This window comes from Streptomyces sp. R44 (assembly GCF_041053105.1).
In the GTDB taxonomy this organism is placed as follows: Bacteria; Actinomycetota; Actinomycetes; order Streptomycetales; family Streptomycetaceae; genus Streptomyces.
Genome location: NZ_CP163444.1, coordinates 6,672,551 through 6,689,575, shown reverse-complemented (window position 1 = coordinate 6,689,575; position 17,025 = coordinate 6,672,551). Strand labels below are relative to the sequence as shown.

Genomic DNA, 17,025 nt, shown 5'->3' with positions numbered 1-17,025 from the left:
CCGGCCCTAACGGCCGCGGCCACCCCGCTTGATCTCCATGGCCGTACGCCCTTCCCGACCCATGCGCTTCCACTCCTTGAGCATCTCGGAGCGGACCCGGGCGTCGGTCTTGGCCACGATCCGCCGGTTCTCGCGGATCAGCTTGTGGTAGCTCTCCAGACGGCGCACGGGCAGCGAGCCCTCCTCGATGGCCGCGGCCACGGCGCAGCCGGGCTCGGCCTCGTGGGCGCAGTCGTGGAAGCGGCACTCCGCGGCCAGCTCCTCGATCTCCGAGAAGACCTGGCCGACGCCGGCCTCGGCGTCCCAGAGTCCGACGCCGCGCAGTCCGGGGGTGTCGATGAGGACTCCCCCGCCGGGCAGCACGAAGAGGTTGCGGGTGGTCGTCGTGTGCCGGCCCTTGCCGTCGACGTCACGGGCGGCCTGGACGTCCATGACGTCCTCGCCGACCAGCGCGTTGGCGAGGGTCGACTTGCCGGCGCCGGAGGCGCCGAGCAGCACGGTGGTGCCGCCCGCGACGGTCGCGGCGAGCACGTCGATCCCTTCTCCGGTGGAGGAGCTGACGGGCAGCACCTGGACGCCGGGCGCGACCGTCTCCACGTCCTCGACGAGGTAGGAGAGCCCGACCGGGTCGGGCACGAGGTCGGCCTTGCTGAGGACGACGGTCGGCTGGGCGCCGGACTCCCAGGCCAGGGCGAGGAAGCGTTCGATCCGGCCGAGGTCGAGCTCGACGGCGAGCGAGACCGTGATGACGGCGTGGTCGACGTTGGCAGCGAGGATCTGCCCCTCGGACCGCTTGGAGGAAGTGGACCGCGCGAAGGCCGTACGCCGCGGCAGGCACGCCCGTACGTATCGCGGGTCACTGGCCCCCTCGGGGTCGATGGCGGCCCAGTCGCCGGTGCAGACGACCCGCAGCGGGTCGTGCGGGGTCACGAACGCCGTGTCGGCGCGGACGACCCCTTCGGCGGTGGCGACGTCGCACTGACCGCGGTCGACACGGATGACCCGTCCCGGGAGCAGTCCCTGGGCGGCGTACGGGGCGAACTCGGCCTCCCAGCGCTCGTCCCAGCCGTGGTCGGCGAGCGGGTGCTGGGCAGCGTGGAGGGAAGACGGGTGGAGCGAAGCGTTGAACAAGGGGAACCCTTCGAAGGGCGGCCCCGGCGGCGCGCTCCGAGCGCGCGGATCGAGTGGGTGTCAGCCGGAGGCCACAGAGGTGGGAACGATGAACTCGTGAATGCGGGCAGAGCCCGTCACCGTGACAGTCATCACTGTCCTCACCTCCTGCTTCTCAACGAACCGACACCGCCCCTCGGGAGCGGACGAGCAGAACGATAGCCCCACCCGAAGGCGCGGCACCACCGATTAAATCCGGCGGGCACGCGCCGAGCACCGGTCGGATCAACTGCCTTGGCGCAGTGGGGTCAAGGCTATGGTCGTGTGCGACGACCGGTTGTCTGTCTGATACTGCGAGGTTCTCATGCCGCCGTCCGTTCCGGACCGCCACAACGAGTTGGCCGAGCACTTCGGCCGTGAGGGTCTTCGTCGGTTCGAGCGGGCGAGCCTGCTCGGAGCGCGCCTGCCCGACACGGCGCGCACTCTTCTGGAGGAGACCGGTGTGCCTCGCGGGGTGGCCTCCTACTTCCGGGCTCCGGGCGACCTGGATCCGGTGGCTCTCGGCGTCACGGCGGCGCGTTCCTCGTTGCCGAGGCCGCATGAGGCGATGGCGAACTGGCCCCGCGTCGGCGGGGACGGTCTGGCCCATCTGTGTGTGCGTCCCGACGGAGCCGTCCAGGCCGTGTTCCTGCGGGCTGTCGCACAGGACATGTTCGTCGACACGGATGTGTCGACGCTGAACGCGGCTCTGCTCTCCCTGGATCGGGCGCTGCCGCTGATCGCGGCGGCTTCGGGTCTCGCGGAGGCCGCGGCGGTCCTGCGTGATCTGACCGCGGAGCTGCGCCGGATCGATCCGGCGGCCTTCGACGCGCGGGAGTCGTGGTGGCCCCGGGTCCTGGACGATGTGCGGCACACCCTGAACTTCCCGTTCTCCGCGGCGTTCGAGTACGTGGACGCGGCGGGGGCGAAGCAGGTCGTCACCGACGCCACGGGGCCCGGCCGGGCGCACCCGGAGGAGATCGTCTGGCGGGGCCTGTCCGCACAGGGCGTGAAGCCGGAGCAGGTGCTGCGTGTCCACTGCGAGCTGGAGCCGTGTCTGATGCCCGGTCACTACTGCGCCGTGTGGATGCAGGAGACGTTCCCTCGGGCCGAGTTCACCCACAGCTTCGACTACGGCGGTTCCGCCGAGTCCCGCGAGGAGGGCCTGAAGGAGTTGATCATCCACTCCGCCACGCGGGCGAGGCAGGGCTGATGCGCTGGGAACGGCCCGCCGCGGGGCGGGAGCCGGCGGCGGCGGCGCTGTTGGGCTGGCTGGCCGACCCGCACGCTCCCCGTCTGTGTCTGGTGTCCGGATCGGCGGGGTGCGGGAAGTCGGGGCTGCTGGCCTGGCTCGTGCACCACGGCACTCGGTCCGGTACGGCGGCCGAGCGCGCCGTTCACGCCGTGGTGCCCTCGGCCGGCCGCAGTGCGGCGGGCACGGTGTGGGCGCTCGCCGACCAGCTCGGCGTGGCGGCCCGGTCGCGGGGTGAGCTGGTACGGGCCGTGAGCAGTGACCCGCGGCGGACGGTGATCGTGCTGCCCGACCTTCACGAGGAGGAGGCGGCCGGACTGGTCCTGGATCTGGCCCGGGTGGCGCATGTCCGCCTGGTCGTGGAGTCCCGCACCGGGAGCGGGGCGCATCGGCTTCTGGCCGGGAGCGGTTGCGCGGAGCTGGATCTGGACCTGGAGCGGTGGCGGGACCCGGAGAGCTTCGAGCAGTGGCGGGCGTCCGCACCCGAGGGGGTGGCTGTCGCCGCCTCCTCGCCGCCCGCGGGGGAGGTGGACCTGTCCGACGCCACGGCCGTCTGCGCGGCGGATCCGTGGTCGGTCACCGCCGGCTACGAGAAGGACGGGGCCGGGGAGCACGGGGGCTTGCGCGACGCGTGGCTGAGCGCCGGGCAGGCCCTGTGCGCGGAACCGTCGCCCGCGACAAGGGCCTTGATCCTGCTCGGCGCCCTGGGCGACCGTGCGGATCCGCGGTACGCCCCCGCCTTGAGGGCGCTGGCCGGCGGTGCCGCCTGGGACCTGGAGTGGAGTCGGGTCCGCGGAGATGTGACGCCGCCCTGGCCGGGTCCTGTCACCGCCGTGGCGAGGGGACGGGGGCCGCTGGCCGGCTGTCTGCTGGTCGCCGGAGTGGACGCGACCGTGCGGGCGGTCGGGGCCTCGGACGCGGCGGCGCGTGGCCGTGTGCCGCTGTCAGGGGACCGGCCCGTGTCGCTGGTGGGCCTCCCCGACGGCACGGTGCTGTTCGTCGACGAGCACGGTCATGTCCACCGGGAGTCGGCGCGGCCGGCGGAGCCGGAGCGTTCGGGGATCGCGGGGCTCCTCGACGACACCCCCACCGGCGCGCAGCGTCTGGCGGAGCTCCTGCGGGGCCGGAGGGGGACGGACCTCGCGTACGCCGAGGGCGGCGCCCTGGGGACCGTTGTACTGGGGGACGCCACTGGTGCGGTACGGGCCTTCGGCGACATCACCGATTCCGCCTCCTTGCACGAGGGGGTGGTGACCGGTCTGGCCGCTCTCGGCCTCCCGGTCGGGGACGGCGCGGCCACTCTGCCGCTCGTCTACAGCGGCGGGGCGGACGGCACTGTGCGGGCCTGGTCTCCGGGAAGCGCGCCCATGGCGGGCGTACTGATGCGACGGTCCTGCCCCGTGGTCTCCCTGGACGCCGCCATGACCGCGAGCGGGCCGACCGCCGTGGTGGCGTGGGCCGACGGGCTCGTGGAGTGGATCGACTGGGCATCGGGGGCGCGGCGGACCGTGCGGCCGGGCCCGCCCGTGCGCGCGGTGGCTCTCGACGCGCGGGGTCGCGTCTTCGTCGGCACGGACCATGCCCTGATGTGCTTCGCCCCGCGGCCGTAGACGCGCCGACGTCGATTCCGGGCCACGGTGCGCCGGGAACGGGCCAGTTTTCCGCCGTCCTCGCGTCCGCGAAGTTGACGCTCCCTCAGATGCTATGGAGGGTGGGGCAGTTGGCTCGCAACGGGGGTAATCATGGGGATGACACTGCCTGATGACCTGGTGGAGGTCCTGGATCTGGTCGGCGTCGACTGGCCGCAGATAGACGAGGACGAGGTCAAGGCCTCGGCCAAGGACTTCCGCAAGCTGGCCGACGGCATCCGCGACGCGGTCAAGGAGGGCAACAACGCCTGCTCCCACATCGTCGCCGGCAAGAGCAAGGGCGAGACGGTCAAGGCCATCGACCGTCACTGGGGCAAGCTCACCACGAAGGACCTCGCCACCTTCGCGAAGGGCTGCGACGACCTGGCCGGCGCGCTGGACGACTGCGCCGGACTGATCGTCACCTGCAAAGTCGCGGTCATCGCCAAACTGACCGCGACGGCGGCCACCGCCACCGCGGGCATCATCGGCATGTTCTTCACCGCCGGGCTCAGCGGTCTGCTGTCCGCCGCCGCCATCGCGGCCGCGCGACTGGTCATCCAGGAAGCGATCGACTACGCCATCGAGCAGATCACCTCGATCGCCGGCGAGAAGATCGAGGGGATGATCCTCGCCGAGATCGAGGAGCTGTTCTCCGGCCATCTCGGCGGCGACAGCTCCTCCGAGGGGATGCCGGCGGGCTCCGCGGACATGGCGCAGGACCTCGTCATCGAGTTCGACGAGTTCGACCGCGCGGCGGGCGGCTACCGGAAGACGGCCACCAACTTCGACAAGAAGAAGGGTGAGTTCACGGTCGGCGGAGCGGGACGCAAGTCCTCGGTGAAGAAGGACAGCAGGTTCCACAAGCTCGCCGCCGTCATGGACAAGGCCGAGGACGCGGTCGAGAAGAAGGCCGACGAGATGGTCAAGACCCTTGAGGACCACGGCGGCAAGATCGACAAGAGCAAGGACAGCCACAAGGACCACGACGACGACGTCAAGGACAAGTTCGAGAAGTGCGACGAGGACGACGACGACGCCGTCCCGATGTACCTCCTGAACGCCGACGGCTCCGTACAGGTCCTCAACTCGGACGGGAGCAGGGATCCGGTCTCCAAGACGGACAAGTCGGGGATCTGGAACATCCTGGAGACGGACGGGACCGTCTGGCGGCCGCCGGGGCGCAACAACCCGTACCCCGTCCCGAAGGGAAGCACGAGCTCCGCGGTCACCTCGACCAAGATCCAGCCCGGAACGACCGACCTGTCGCGCGCGACGGAGATCGCGCGGTTCGCGAAGAAGGACTACGGCGGCACCAACTTCGCCGCGGCGGAGTACGTGAACCCCAAGACCGGCAAACCCATCATCCTCGTCGGCGACAGCGAAGGGCCCCACTCCGAACGGCTCATCGGCTATCCGGTCCTGAAGCACGGCGAGGAGGCGAACATCACCAAGATCTACACCGAACGAGAACCCTGCCAGAAGACCCCGAAATGCGACCAGTGGTTAGAGATCTACTTCAAACCGAAGAACCCGAAGCTGGAGGTCGAGTACGCCAACAGCTACGACCAGTCGATCACGGGGAGCAGCCGGGACAAGGAACACCGTGACTACATGACAGACTTGGAAAAGCGTCACAAGCTCCAGCAGCATCCATAGCAGGGAAGACCCATGCTGACCGACATCAACTCGTCCGACGTCGTGGACACGTTCGGGCTGACGGCCATCACGTACTTTCCCCATGTGCGGGGCGCCCACCTGCACGGCCCGACCGCGGACTTCCTGGCCGGCGTAGGACTGCCCGAGAACAGGTTCTTCTCCCCCCGGCTCGACCTGGAGGACGAGAGCCTCCACCGCCTGGACTTCGGCGCGAGCCTCAAGGCCTCCTTCGAGCGGGACGGGGCGAAGTGCCCGCCCGAGGCGACGGCGTGGGAGGAGCTCGGCGGGTTCCAGTACGCGACGGTCGCGATCGACCCCGCGGACGGCAGGATCTACGCCTTCTCGGAGGGCGAGGTCGACTACCTGCCCCTGCACGCCGACGTCTCCTCCCTCGTGCATTCCCTGACGGTCCTGGAGAAGGGCAAGTCCCGGTACAAGGGCATCGACCGGGACGACGACGAAGCGCGCGACAGGGTCGTGCAGCAGATGCGCGACGAGATCACGGCCGTCGACGAGACCCCCTTCGCCGACGACGAAGGCGAGTGGCCCAGCCTCTTCGAAGAGATCGGTCTCGGAATGTGGGGATGAGCGCAGCGGCCTGACGACATTCCCGGGGGATTTCGTCAGGCCACGGCGAGCAGGGTCACCAGGGCCGCCGTGAACACCCCGGTGAGCAGCAGGGCCGGGGATCCCGGGGGCGGGGACCAGAGGTACGGGGCGGGGGCCGGGGGCTCCGTGCGGGCGGCGGCGCGGGCTCGGGCCAGGTCGGCGGCGGGCGGGTCCTGCGGCAGGTCGACCAGCCAGGGGCGGCGGGGGTCGTGGCGGACGAGGGCCGCGCGGTGGACGCGGACGTCCTGGAGGTCGAGCGGGTGCTCGACCTCGATGCGGTACGGGGCGCCCCGCTCGGGCCGCACGGTCAGGTCGAAGACGAAGGCGGTCCCCCGGGTGCCGAGGCCGTTCAGGCGGGCGGGCGCGTGGGCGGCCCGCTCGGCCGGGACGGGGCCCTGGGCGACGCCGGGGCGGTGCTTCAGCCGGGCCGAGCCGAGCGCCACGAGCAGGGCGACGGTGCCGTTGAGGCCGAGCATCATGATCCAGCGCGGCCCGTCGAGGGCGCCGTGCACGAGTCCGGTGGCGGCGAGGGTGCCGGGGACGGCCGCGAGCAGGGTGGCCGGTGCGACCAGCAGGCGCAGCAGGGCGAGGACCTGCGGGCGGCCACGCGGACGCGGGGGCCGGTCGTCCTCCTCGGCCGCCGGCCCGCGGCGTACGGCCCGTACCGCTCCGGCCATGACGAGGACGACGCCGAGCGCGGCGAGGCCGTACGCGGCCAGGAGCGCGTGGTCGTCCTCGCGGCGCACGAGGAGCCCGAAGGCGGCGAGGAGCGCCCCGACACCCGCGCCGCCGAGGCCCAGGTACGGGGCCGCGAGCACGGCGGCGGCGACCGCCGAGATCGCCCCGAAGGGGATCGCCGGGCCCGCGAGGTCGTTCGTGCCGCAGCCCTCCGAGTCGCAGTCCCAGCGCACGCCCGAGTTCTCGGTGGCGTACACGTGGAAGAGGAACCAGGTCTGCCAGAACAGCAGGACGGCCGCCGCGGCCCAGGGCCAGGACGTCCGTCCGTACGCGCGCGTGGTCATGGCCCGACCGTAGCCGCCCGGCCGGACGGTGCGGGAGGCCCCCCGGGGCCCGCGTCCGATTCGTACAAGACCGGCCGCGAGCACCCTGCCTAGCGTGACCGCATGGACACCACACCCCGCGGCACCCCCCGCGTCACGCCCCGTTTCGACCTCGTCGGTCTCGTCGTCTCCGACATGGCCGCCTCGCTCGCCTTCTACCGGCGGCTCGGCCTGGACGTCCCGGCCGGGGCCGGGTCCGCCCCGCACGTGGAGGCGGTGCTGCCCGGCGGGCTGCGGATCGCCTGGGACACGGAGGACGTCGTCCGCTCCTTCGATCCCGGCTGGACGCGCCCCGAGGGCGGCAACCGGGTCGAGCTCGCCTTCCGCTGCGGTGCGCCGGAGGAGGTGGACGCCGTGTACGAGGAGCTGGTCGCCGCCGGGTACCGGGGGCATCTGAAGCCCTGGGACGCCGTGTGGGGGCAGCGCTACGCGGTGGTCCTCGACCCGGACGGCAGCGGGGTCTCGCTCTTCGCGGACACGGAAGCCGTGTAGGCGCTCAGCGTCGTGCCCGCGAGGGCCCTGGTCTCCCGGGCGAGGTGGGCCTGGTCGGCGCAGCCCGCGCGCAGGGCGGCCTCCGCGTACGGGACCCCGGCCCGGACCAGGGCGAGCGCGCGCTGGAGGCGCAGCACGCGCGCGAGGGTCTTGGGGCCGTAGCCGAAGGCGTCCAGGGAACGCCGGTGCAGCTGCCGGGCGCCGAGCCCGACCGCCTCGGCCGTCTCGGCGACCGCCCGGCCCGCGGCGAGGCGCGCCACGACGGCCCGCAGCAGCGGATCGGGCGCGAGGACGTCGGCGGCCCGGCGCAGGACCAGCTCCTCCAGGGCGGCGGCCGGGTCGGGGGCGTCCGTGATCCGCTCGCCGAGCCGCCGCGCCTCCGCCTCGCCCCACAGCGCGCCGAGGGCGACCCGCCGGTCGCGGAGTTCATGGGCGGGGACGCCGAGGAAGCCGGGGGCGTCCCCGGGGGCGAAGCGGATGCCCGCGTACCGTGCGGCGAACTCCCCGGGCACGTACGCGCGTGTGTCGGGTCCGGCGACCAGGAGGCTGCCGTCGGCCCAGATCAGGTCCATGCAGCCGTCGGGCAGGACGGCCCGTTCCGCCGTGGGGCCCGCGGCGGCGCTCCGGGTCCACAGCACGGCCCCGTCGAGCAGGGCGGGACGCTCCTCGTACATCCTTCGAGCCTAGGCGCCCCCGGGGTGTCAGTCCTTCTCCCAGCCCGAGTGGAGGCGGGACTTCACGTCGTCCGGGGGCAGGAACTTGGACCAGCGCTCGGGGAACTCGGACGGCATGTCCGGGTCGTCCTCGTCGACGTCCTCGGCCTCGGCCCGCACACGGGCGACGAGCTCGGCGGCCTGGACGGCGCGGGCCCGTTCGTTGGCCTCGCGGGCGGCGGCGGTGGCGACCGAGGGCCAGACGCGGTCGATGGCGGCGTTCACGGCGGCGCCGACGAGGACCGCGAAGGCCGAGATGCCGATCCAGAGGAGGACGGCGATGGGGGCGGCGAGGGAGCCGTAGATGGTCGGTCCCTCGACCTGGCTGGTCAGGTAGATGCGCAGCAGGAAGCTGCCGAGGACCCACATCCCGAGCGCGACGAGGGCGCCGGGGATGTCCTCGATCCACGGCGATCTGACGGGCACGGACACGTGGTAGAGCGTGGTGAGGAAGGCGATGGAGAGGAGGATGACGACCGGCCAGTAGAGGACGGCGACGACCTCGGTGCCCCAGGGGACGAGTTCGACGACCCGGTCGGGGCCGACGACCGCGAGGGGCAGCACGACGGCTCCGATGAGCAGCGCGATGATGTAGAGGAGCAGGGCGAGGAGCCGGGTCTTGACGATGCCGCGGCGCCCGTCGAGTCCGTACATGACGGTGATGGTGTCGATGAAGACGTTCACCGCGCGCGATCCCGACCAGAGGGCGATGGCGAAGCCGAGGGAGATCAGCTCGGGCCGTTTGCCCTGGGTGATGTCGTCGAGGAGGGGCTCGGCGATCTCGTGGACGCCCCGGTCGGAGAGGACCGTGCCGGCCGCGTGGAGGATGTTCTCCCGGATGCTGGCGACGGTGTCGGTGTTGGTCCAGTCGTCGGCGTAGCCGAGGACGGCGATCAGGCCGAGCAGCAGCGGTGGCAGGGACAGCAGGGTGAAGAACGCGGCCTCGGCGGCGAGGCCGAGGATCCGGTACTCGATGCACGAGTTGACGGTGTCCTTGAGGAGCAGCCAGACCATCTTCCGCTTCGAGACGTTGCGGTAGAGGACGCGCGCGCGGTGGAGTCTGCTCCAGGGCCGCCGCTCGGGCCGTTCGGGTGTTTCGCTTGCTGCCTGCACCTGCTTACCGTATCGGCACGGCAGCGAGCACCCACACTGTGACCAATCAGGCCCCTCCCCTGGTCGGATATGACGTCTTCACGAGCGATCGGGCGCTCTCGGAGGCGGTCGAGCGGCACCTCGCGCCGGAGCTCCTGGCCCAGGCGCGCGAGGAGCTGGGCCTGCTCGGCCGGGCGACCGGTTCGGCGCAGGTACGGGAGTGGGGCGAGCAGGCGAACGCGCATCCGCCCCGGCTGCTGACCCACGACCGGTACGGCCACCGGATCGACGAGGTCGAGTTCCATCCGTCCTGGCACCGGCTCCTCGGCCGGTCCGTGTCGGCCGGGCTCACGCACGCGTGGGGCCGTCCGGGTGGTCATGTGCGGCGGGCCGCCGGGTTCCTGGTGGCCTCGCAGGCGGAGGCGGGGCACGGCTGCCCGGTGTCGATGACGCACGCCGCGGTGCCCGCGCTGCGCGCCGAGCCGGAGCTCGCGGCGGTGTGGGAGCCGGCGGCGCTCTCGCACGTGTACGAGCGGGGGCTGCGTCCGGTCGCGGAGAAGCCGGGGGCGCTGCTCGGCATGGCGATGACGGAGAAGCAGGGCGGCAGCGACGTCCGGGCGAACACGACGGAGGCACGGCCGCTCGCGGCCGACGGGGAGTACGTCCTGACGGGGCACAAGTGGTTCTGTTCGGCGCCGATGTCGGACGCCTTCCTGGTCCTCGCGCAGGCCCCGGCGGGGCTGACCTGCTTCCTGGTCCCCCGGGTGCTCGCGGACGGCTCGCGCAACGCCTTCGCGATCCAGCGGCTCAAGGACAAGCTGGGCAACCGGTCGAACGCCTCGGCCGAGGTGGAGTTCGACGGGACGACCTGGGCGCACCGCGTCGGCGAGGAGGGGCGCGGGATCCGGACCATCATGGGCATGGTCGCGGCGACCCGGCTCGACTGTGTGCTCGGCTCGGCGGCGCTGATGCGGCAGGCGGTGGCGCAGGCGGTGCACCACGCCTCGTACCGCTCGGCCTTCGGCGGGCTGCTCGTCGACAAGCCCCTGATGCGCAACGTCCTGGCCGATCTGGCCCTGGAGTCGGAGGCCGCCACGACCCTGGGCATGCGGCTGGCGGCGGCCTACGACGCCGGCGACTCCGACGGCGGCGGCGACTCCGAGCAGGAGCGGGCCTTGCTCCGTATCGCCGTTCCGGCGGCGAAGTACTGGGTGACGAAGCGGTGTACGCCGATGGTGGCGGAGGCGCTCGAATGTCTGGGCGGCAACGGGTACGTGGAGGAGTCGGGGATGCCCCGGCTGCTGCGGGAGTCGCCGCTCAACTCGGTCTGGGAGGGCTCGGGGAACGTGCAGGCGCTCGACGTGGTGCGGGCGCTGCGGACCGAGCCCGCCGCGCTCGACGCGCTGCTCCGGGAGGTGGGGGCGGTGCGTGGCGCCGACCACCGGCTCGACCGGGCGATCCGGGGTCTGCTCGTCGAACTTGCGGACCTGGAGGGGATCGAGGCACGGGCGCGGCGGCTCACGGAGCGCCTCGCGCTGGTGCTCCAGGGTGCGCTGCTCGTGCGGTGGGCCCCGCCGGAGGTGGCGGACGCGTTCTGCGCGGCGCGGCTCGGCGGGGACGGTGGCGCCGCCTTCGGGACGCTGCCGCACACGCTCGACCTGCGGGCGCTGGTGGAGCGGGCGCGGGTGGTGTGCTGAGCCGGGAAGTGCTGTGCCGCGCGTACCAGGGGTGGACCTGAGGGGGTGTCTCATCAGGCCGGCACGCGCGGAAAAGCGGGGGTGGTGCTGCGCCGACACGGCACCACCCGCCGCTGTCACCACCCTCGCCCAGGAGGCCGGTCGGTCGCCAGAGTTGCAAAGGGTTGCAGGATTACCCGAACCGGGCCTCACCGGGGGGTCCCGGACGGCACGATGGGCACCGACACTCCGGACATCTGCCCTGTGCAGAACCGATACAGCACCCCGGGTGGCTGGGAGAGACCGATGAACAACACGCAGCTCGACATGAAGCGGCTCGCCTCCATGGACGCCGCCCAGGCCACCCGGCTGCTGCACCGGGTGCGCGAGGAGACCCTGGCGGGCCGCAGGCCCCCGATCGCGCCCCGCCCGGTGATCGACGCGTCCTGGCAGCGGATGGCCCGGCTCGGCCTCGACCCGGACCAGAGCACGAGCAGCGTGCTGCTCCAGCGCGACGAGCTGGAGCAGCGGCGCAGGACCACGCTCCTCTCCGAGGTGATGCGGACGCTGAGCGGCGGGCTCGCCGGCATCGCCGACGCCTCCCTCCAGATCATGGTGGTCACCGACGAGCACGGCCGGGTGCTGTGGCGCCAGGGAAACCTCTCGGTGCTGCGCCAGGCGCACAGCATCTGCCTGGAGGAGGGCGCGGCCTGGGCCGAGGACGCCACCGGGACGAACGCGGTCGGCACGGCGCTCGCCATGGGCCGGGCGGTGCAGGTGCACTCCGCCGAGCACTACGTGCAGTCGCTGCACAACTGGACCTGCGCGGCCGCGCCCGTGCACGATCCGCGCGACCAGCGGCTCCTGGGGATCCTGGACGTGAGCGGTCCCGCGTCCAGCTTCCATCCGGCGATGCTGGCCCTGGTGGGCTCGGTGGCGCAGCTGGCCGAGGCGGAGATGCGGGAGCGGCACCGCCGGTCGATCGAGCGGCTGCGGGCGGTGGCGGCCCCGATCCTGTGCCGGGTGGGCGGCCGGGCCGTCGCGGTGGACGCCCACGGCTGGACGGCGGCGGTGACCGGGCTCGCGCCGGCGGACCGGATCCCGCTGCCCAAGTCGTTCCGGGCCGGCCGGGTCTGGCTGCCCTCGCTCGGCGTGTGCGCGGTGGAGCCGCTGCCGGGCGGCTGGCTGCTGCGGGTCGAGGAGGAGACGCGGCCCGAGGAGCCGGGCTCGGAGGAGGCGGCGAGCCGGGTGGTGCTCGACCTGAGCCGGCCGCGCCGCTGGACGGTGGCCGTCTCGGGGGTGGCGGGCAGCTGGCAGCAGGAGCTCAGCCCCCGGCACGCGGAGCTCCTCTATGTACTGGCGCTGCACCGCGACGGACGGACGGCGGCGGAGCTCGCCGAGGACGTGTTCGGGGACCGTACGAGGACGGTGACCGTGCGGGCCGAGATGTCCCGGGTCCGGCGGAACCTGGCGGGGGTCCTGGCACACCGCCCGTACCGCTTCCGCGAGGAGGTCGCGGTGGAGGTCCTGCGCCCGCAGCGGCCGGGCGACCTGCTGCCGCACTCCACCGCCCCCGCCGTCCGCACGGCGAGCCCCGCCTGATCCGCCTGATCCGCCTGATCCGCCTAGGAGGCGAGCTTCTGGAAGAGGGTGCCGATCTCGGCCTGGGTCGCGACCAGCGGCAGGGTGTCGAAGTACAGCTCCCACTCCCCGCCGGGGCCGAAGCGCTCCACGATCCCGAAGGGGATGCCGGTACGGAGCTTGTCGCCGTCGCGCACGGAGGCGGTCCCGTGCCACTCCACGTAGGTGGTGGTCTCGCCGACGGCGACCTGGCCCGCCCTGAGGTCGAGGTCGGCGGTGGCGAAGAGGCGCTCCAGGTAGGCGCGCTTGCCGGCCTCGGAGACGAGCGGGGCGGCCAGTCCGGGTCCGCCGAGCCGCGCACCGCGGGTGCGGGCGAGGAGGGCGTCGGTGTCCCCGGCGTTCCAGGCGGCGAGCCGCTCCGGAACCTCTTCGGCCCGGGCCCGGAAGCCGACCTGGGCGGGGAGACCGGCCTCGGCGGGGACACCGGCCTGGGCCGCGAGACCGGCCTCGGCAGGGAGACCGGCCTCGGCAGGGAGACCGGCCCGGGACCGCTCGCCGTCCCCCGGCGCTCCCCTGTCCGTGATGCCCGCGAAGAGCGGGGTGGGCGCCGCCTCCGGCAGGGTGTCGCGGAAGAGGACCGCCCGGTCGTAGTAGCGGCGGGCCTGGAGGGTGCGTCCCTCGTCGCCGAGGACGTTCCGCGCGATCTGCGGATAGGCGACGGTGCGGCCCTTGAGGGTGACCTCGTTCCACTGCCCGAACATCACGGTGCTGCCGTCGGCGACCACGTCCGTGCCCCGGTAGCTGAGGCTGGGCGCGAGGCCCAGGGAGCCGGTGATGGAGGTGCCGATCGCGGTGCGACCGCGCTGCGCGGCGCTCCCCGCCTCCCAGAGCGTGGCCTCGGGGTCGAAGATGTCGAGGTAGGCACGGACCCGGGGGTGGGCGAGGTCGCCGTACGCGGGCGGCGTGCCGGTCGGCATCTCGCCGAACGTGATCTGCCTCTCCATGAAGGCGCAGGCATTGGGGGTGATGCGGCCCTCCAGCCGCTCGACCTTCTCCCGCGCCGCCGGGCAGTCGCCCCGCGCGATGGTGGCCGCCCCGCCCGGCACCGCCTCCGCCGTCGTCACGGTGACCGCCGCTCCCGCGACGATCGCCGTCGCCATCGCGATGCCCGCCAGACCACGCCGACCCGTACCCATGTCGTACCCCTCATGTCGTCGATCACCGGGTGCGGCCGTGTGCCGCCCCGGTGCGCTCACCCTGCCGGGAGGGCGGTGCGGGGGTCGATTACCTCTGAGGTCATGCGCCTCGGCGGACAGGTGCCGGGGCCCGGGGGGACACCTCCTCGCCGGAGCGCGGGGGCACCCTTGTCCGCATGGCGGACAGTCTGTCCGCCGGTACCGAACAGGGTGGGAATCCTGCGCTCCGCATGATGCGATGACCCTATGAGCATCACTCTCACCACCTGGTCCCTCGAACAGACCTCACCGTCCGACCTCCGTCCCGCCACCCCGCCGGAGGGCGACGACGTGGTGATCCGGCGCGCCGAGGTGCCCTCGGCGGAGTTCAGCCGCTTCCTCTACACGGCGGTCGGCGGCGACATCCGCTGGTCGGACCGGCTGTCGCTGACGTACAAGCAGTGGCAGGAGATCGTGGAGAAGCCGGGCGCCGAGATCTGGGTGGCGTACGACAAGGGGACGCCGGCCGGGTACGTGGAGCTGGACCCGCAGGACGACGGCGTGGTGGAGATCGTCTACTTCGGCCTGATCCCGGCCTTCCGGGGCCGTCGGATCGGCGGCCACCTGCTCTCCTACGGGGCGGCGCGCGCCTGGGACCTGGCGGAGCGCTGGCCCGAGCGGGAGGCCACGAAGCGGGTCTGGCTGCACACCTGCTCGCTCGACGGGCCGCACGCCATGGCCAACTACGAGCGCCGCGGCTTCCGGCTCTTCGACACCAAGGTCGAGGAGGCCGAGGAGGCGGAGACCCCCGGCCCGTGGCCGGGCGCGTACGCCTGAGCCGTACGGAAGACCGATCCATGTGAAGGGGCCCTGCTCAGGGCCCCTTTTGCGTGACCCACACCACACCGTCTTGATCTGCGAGACGACTATGTCCAAATCCTGGACGATGCTGGACTGGGTCCAAAGTCCCGTGACACGCTTCCGTCATGTCTGGAACTGGAATTGCCTTGGTGAGTCGGCGGCACGTCGACCTCGGCCGCATGTCCAGCGCCATCTGTTCGGCGCGCTGAGAGAACCAGCACCGCCGCGCATTCTTTCATTCCCGACTCTGCCCCACCCTGCTGCGCACTGACGCGCCACCCTCTGACCTGAGCGCGAGTGTGCAGGTCAGAGCCGCCCTCTCGCAGTCCCGAAGGACGAAACGCCATGGCCGCCACTCCGGAAAACCCCACTCCCGCCGCCGCCCGCCGCAAGGTCGGGCGCCACCGTGGCGAGGGTCAGTGGGCCGTGGGGCACTTCACCCCCCTGAACGGCAATGAGCAGTTCAAGAAGGACGACGACGGTCTCAATGTGCGGACACGTATTGAGACGGTCTACTCGAAGCGCGGCTTCGACTCCATCGACCCCAACGACCTGCGCGGACGCATGCGCTGGTGGGGCCTCTACACCCAGCGCAAGCAGGGTCTGGACGGCACCAAGACGGGCGTTCTGGAGCCGGAGGAGCTGGACGACGAGTACTTCATGCTCCGCGTCCGCATCGACGGCGGCCGTCTGACCACCGAGCAGCTGCGTGTCATCGGCGAGATCTCCGAGGAGTTCGCCCGCGGCACCGCCGACATCACGGACCGGCAGAACGTCCAGTACCACTGGATCCGCATCGAGGACGTCCCCGAGATCTGGAACCGCCTGGAGGCGGTCGGCCTGTCCACCACCGAGGCCTGCGGCGACACCCCGCGTGTCATCCTCGGCTCGCCGGTCGCCGGCATCGCCGCGGACGAGATCATCGACGGCACCCCCGCCATCGAGGAGATCTACCGCCGCATCGTCGGCAACAAGGACTTCTCCAACCTGCCCCGGAAGTTCAAGTCCGCGGTCTCCGGCTCGCCGCTGCTCGACGTGGCGCACGAGATCAACGACATCGCCTTCGTCGGCGTGGAGCACCCGGAGCACGGCCCCGGCTTCGACGTGTGGGTCGGTGGCGGTCTGTCGACCAACCCCAAGCTCGGGGTCCGCCTCGGCACCTGGGTCTCCCTCGCCGAGGTCCCCGACGTCTACGAGGGCGTCATCTCGATCTTCCGCGACTACGGCTACCGCCGGCTGCGCAACCGCGCCCGCCTGAAGTTCCTCGTCGCCGACTGGGGCCCGGAGAAGTTCCGCCAGGTCCTGGAGGACGAGTACCTGAAGCGCAAGCTGACGGACGGTCCCGCCCCCGAGCAGCCCGCGGGCCGCTGGCGCGACCACGTCGGCGTCCACCGGCAGAAGGACGGCAAGTTCTACGTCGGTTTCGCGCCGCGCGTCGGCCGGGTCGACGGCGCCACCCTGACGAAGATCGCCGCGGTCGCCGAGGCGCACGGCTCCGGCCGGGTCCGCACCACCGCCGAGCAGAAGATGCTCGTCCTCGACGTCGAGGAGGCGCAGGTCGACTCGATCGTCTCCGCCCTGGAGGCGCTGGACCTGCGCGTCACCCCCTCGCCGTTCCGGCGCGGCACGATGGCCTGCACCGGCATCGAGTTCTGCAAGCTCGCGATCGTCGAGACGAAGGGCCGCGGCTCCTCGCTCATCGACGAACTGGAGCGCCGCATCCCGGAGTTCGACGAGCCGCTGACGATCAACATCAACGGCTGCCCGAACGCCTGCGCCCGCATCCAGGTCGCGGACATCGGCCTCAAGGGCCAGCTGGTCCTGGACGACGAGGGCAACCGCGTCGAGGGCTACCAGGTGCACCTGGGCGGCGCGCTCGGTCTTGAGGCCGGCTTCGGCCGCAAGGTCCGCGGCCTCAAGGTCACGGCGGCCGAGCTCCCGGACTACGTGGAGCGGGTCCTCAAGCGCTTCCAGGCGGAGCGCGAGACCGGCGAGCGCTTCGCGACCTGGGCGGCCCGGGCCTCCGAGGAGGCGCTGTCGTGAGCGACGCACGCGCGGTCGCCGGGCCGCAGCCGAC

15 protein-coding genes are annotated in these 17,025 nt (G+C 72.4%); 10 read left to right on the top strand and 5 right to left on the bottom strand.

The features are described 5' to 3' along the window. Positions 1–6: 6 nt before the first annotated feature. On the bottom strand, positions 7–1,131 hold the full coding sequence (gene rsgA / locus AB5J54_RS31275; RefSeq protein ID WP_369147258.1) for a ribosome small subunit-dependent GTPase A: 1,125 nt from the start codon (positions 1,129–1,131) through the stop codon (positions 7–9). 343 nt (positions 1,132–1,474) lie between these two features. Here rsgA and AB5J54_RS31270 point away from each other — a divergent pair, with 343 nt between their 5' ends. The 4 genes from AB5J54_RS31270 (at position 1,475) to AB5J54_RS31255 (ending at position 6,276) form a co-directional block, all read left to right on the top strand. After that, positions 1,475–2,362, top strand: a complete 888-nt coding sequence (locus AB5J54_RS31270) for an SUKH-4 family immunity protein (RefSeq protein ID WP_369147257.1) — start codon at positions 1,475–1,477, stop codon at positions 2,360–2,362. After that, positions 2,362–4,011, top strand: coding sequence for a hypothetical protein (locus AB5J54_RS31265; protein ID WP_369147255.1), 1,650 nt, complete (start codon positions 2,362–2,364; stop codon positions 4,009–4,011). Before AB5J54_RS31270 ends, AB5J54_RS31265 begins: the two co-directional genes overlap by 1 nt. A 138-nt stretch (positions 4,012–4,149) precedes the next feature. Then, positions 4,150–5,688 carry a nucleic acid/nucleotide deaminase domain-containing protein gene (locus tag AB5J54_RS31260; RefSeq protein WP_369147254.1) on the top strand — a complete coding sequence of 513 codons (1,539 nt, stop codon included), beginning with the start codon at positions 4,150–4,152 and terminating at the stop codon, positions 5,686–5,688. A gap of 12 nt (positions 5,689–5,700) precedes the next feature. Next, complete coding sequence (locus AB5J54_RS31255) at positions 5,701–6,276, top strand: SUKH-4 family immunity protein (RefSeq protein WP_369147253.1); 576 nt, start codon at positions 5,701–5,703, stop codon at positions 6,274–6,276. A gap of 35 nt (positions 6,277–6,311) precedes the next feature. Here AB5J54_RS31255 and AB5J54_RS31250 read toward each other — a convergent pair whose 3' ends face one another. Then, a complete protein-coding gene (locus AB5J54_RS31250; protein WP_369147252.1) occupies positions 6,312–7,319 on the bottom strand; it encodes a hypothetical protein in 1,008 nt (335 codons plus the stop codon). 102 nt (positions 7,320–7,421) lie between these two features. Between AB5J54_RS31250 and AB5J54_RS31245 the strand changes: the two genes are divergently transcribed. Next, a complete protein-coding gene (locus AB5J54_RS31245; RefSeq protein WP_369147251.1) occupies positions 7,422–7,850 on the top strand; it encodes a VOC family protein in 429 nt (142 codons plus the stop codon). Here the strand turns inward: AB5J54_RS31245 and AB5J54_RS31240 are convergent. Both AB5J54_RS31240 and AB5J54_RS31235 read right to left on the bottom strand, forming a co-directional pair. After that, positions 7,784–8,524: a helix-turn-helix domain-containing protein gene (locus tag AB5J54_RS31240; protein ID WP_369147250.1), complete on the bottom strand. Its 741-nt coding sequence runs from the start codon at positions 8,522–8,524 to the stop codon at positions 7,784–7,786. The two genes, AB5J54_RS31245 and AB5J54_RS31240, sit on opposite strands and share 67 nt — an antisense overlap. A 27-nt stretch (positions 8,525–8,551) precedes the next feature. Further along, positions 8,552–9,676, bottom strand: a complete 1,125-nt coding sequence (locus AB5J54_RS31235; protein WP_369147249.1) for a YihY/virulence factor BrkB family protein — start codon at positions 9,674–9,676, stop codon at positions 8,552–8,554. Between the two features lie 38 nt (positions 9,677–9,714). On the opposite strand from AB5J54_RS31235, the gene AB5J54_RS31230 reads away from it, so the two are divergent. Both AB5J54_RS31230 and AB5J54_RS31225 read left to right on the top strand, forming a co-directional pair. Then, positions 9,715–11,352: an acyl-CoA dehydrogenase family protein gene (locus AB5J54_RS31230; RefSeq protein WP_369147248.1), complete on the top strand. Its 1,638-nt coding sequence runs from the start codon at positions 9,715–9,717 to the stop codon at positions 11,350–11,352. A gap of 285 nt (positions 11,353–11,637) precedes the next feature. Then, the gene (locus AB5J54_RS31225) at positions 11,638–12,933 is read left to right on the top strand and encodes a GAF domain-containing protein (RefSeq protein ID WP_369147247.1); all 1,296 of its coding nucleotides are present in this window, start codon (positions 11,638–11,640) and stop codon (positions 12,931–12,933) included. 23 nt (positions 12,934–12,956) lie between these two features. Here AB5J54_RS31225 and AB5J54_RS31220 read toward each other — a convergent pair whose 3' ends face one another. Then, complete coding sequence (locus AB5J54_RS31220) at positions 12,957–14,108, bottom strand: hypothetical protein (RefSeq protein ID WP_369147246.1); 1,152 nt, start codon at positions 14,106–14,108, stop codon at positions 12,957–12,959. Between the two features lie 246 nt (positions 14,109–14,354). Here AB5J54_RS31220 and AB5J54_RS31215 point away from each other — a divergent pair, with 246 nt between their 5' ends. The 3 genes from AB5J54_RS31215 to AB5J54_RS31205 all read left to right on the top strand — a co-directional run bounded on the left by AB5J54_RS31215 (position 14,355) and on the right by AB5J54_RS31205 (position 16,991). Next, on the top strand, positions 14,355–14,924 hold the full coding sequence (locus AB5J54_RS31215; RefSeq protein WP_369147245.1) for a GNAT family N-acetyltransferase: 570 nt from the start codon (positions 14,355–14,357) through the stop codon (positions 14,922–14,924). Between the two features lie 149 nt (positions 14,925–15,073). Next, the gene (locus tag AB5J54_RS31210) at positions 15,074–15,157 is read left to right on the top strand and encodes a putative leader peptide (protein ID WP_351188065.1); all 84 of its coding nucleotides are present in this window, start codon (positions 15,074–15,076) and stop codon (positions 15,155–15,157) included. A gap of 136 nt (positions 15,158–15,293) precedes the next feature. Further along, a complete protein-coding gene (locus AB5J54_RS31205) occupies positions 15,294–16,991 on the top strand; it encodes a nitrite/sulfite reductase (RefSeq protein ID WP_369147244.1) in 1,698 nt (565 codons plus the stop codon). Positions 16,992–17,025 lie beyond the last annotated feature (34 nt).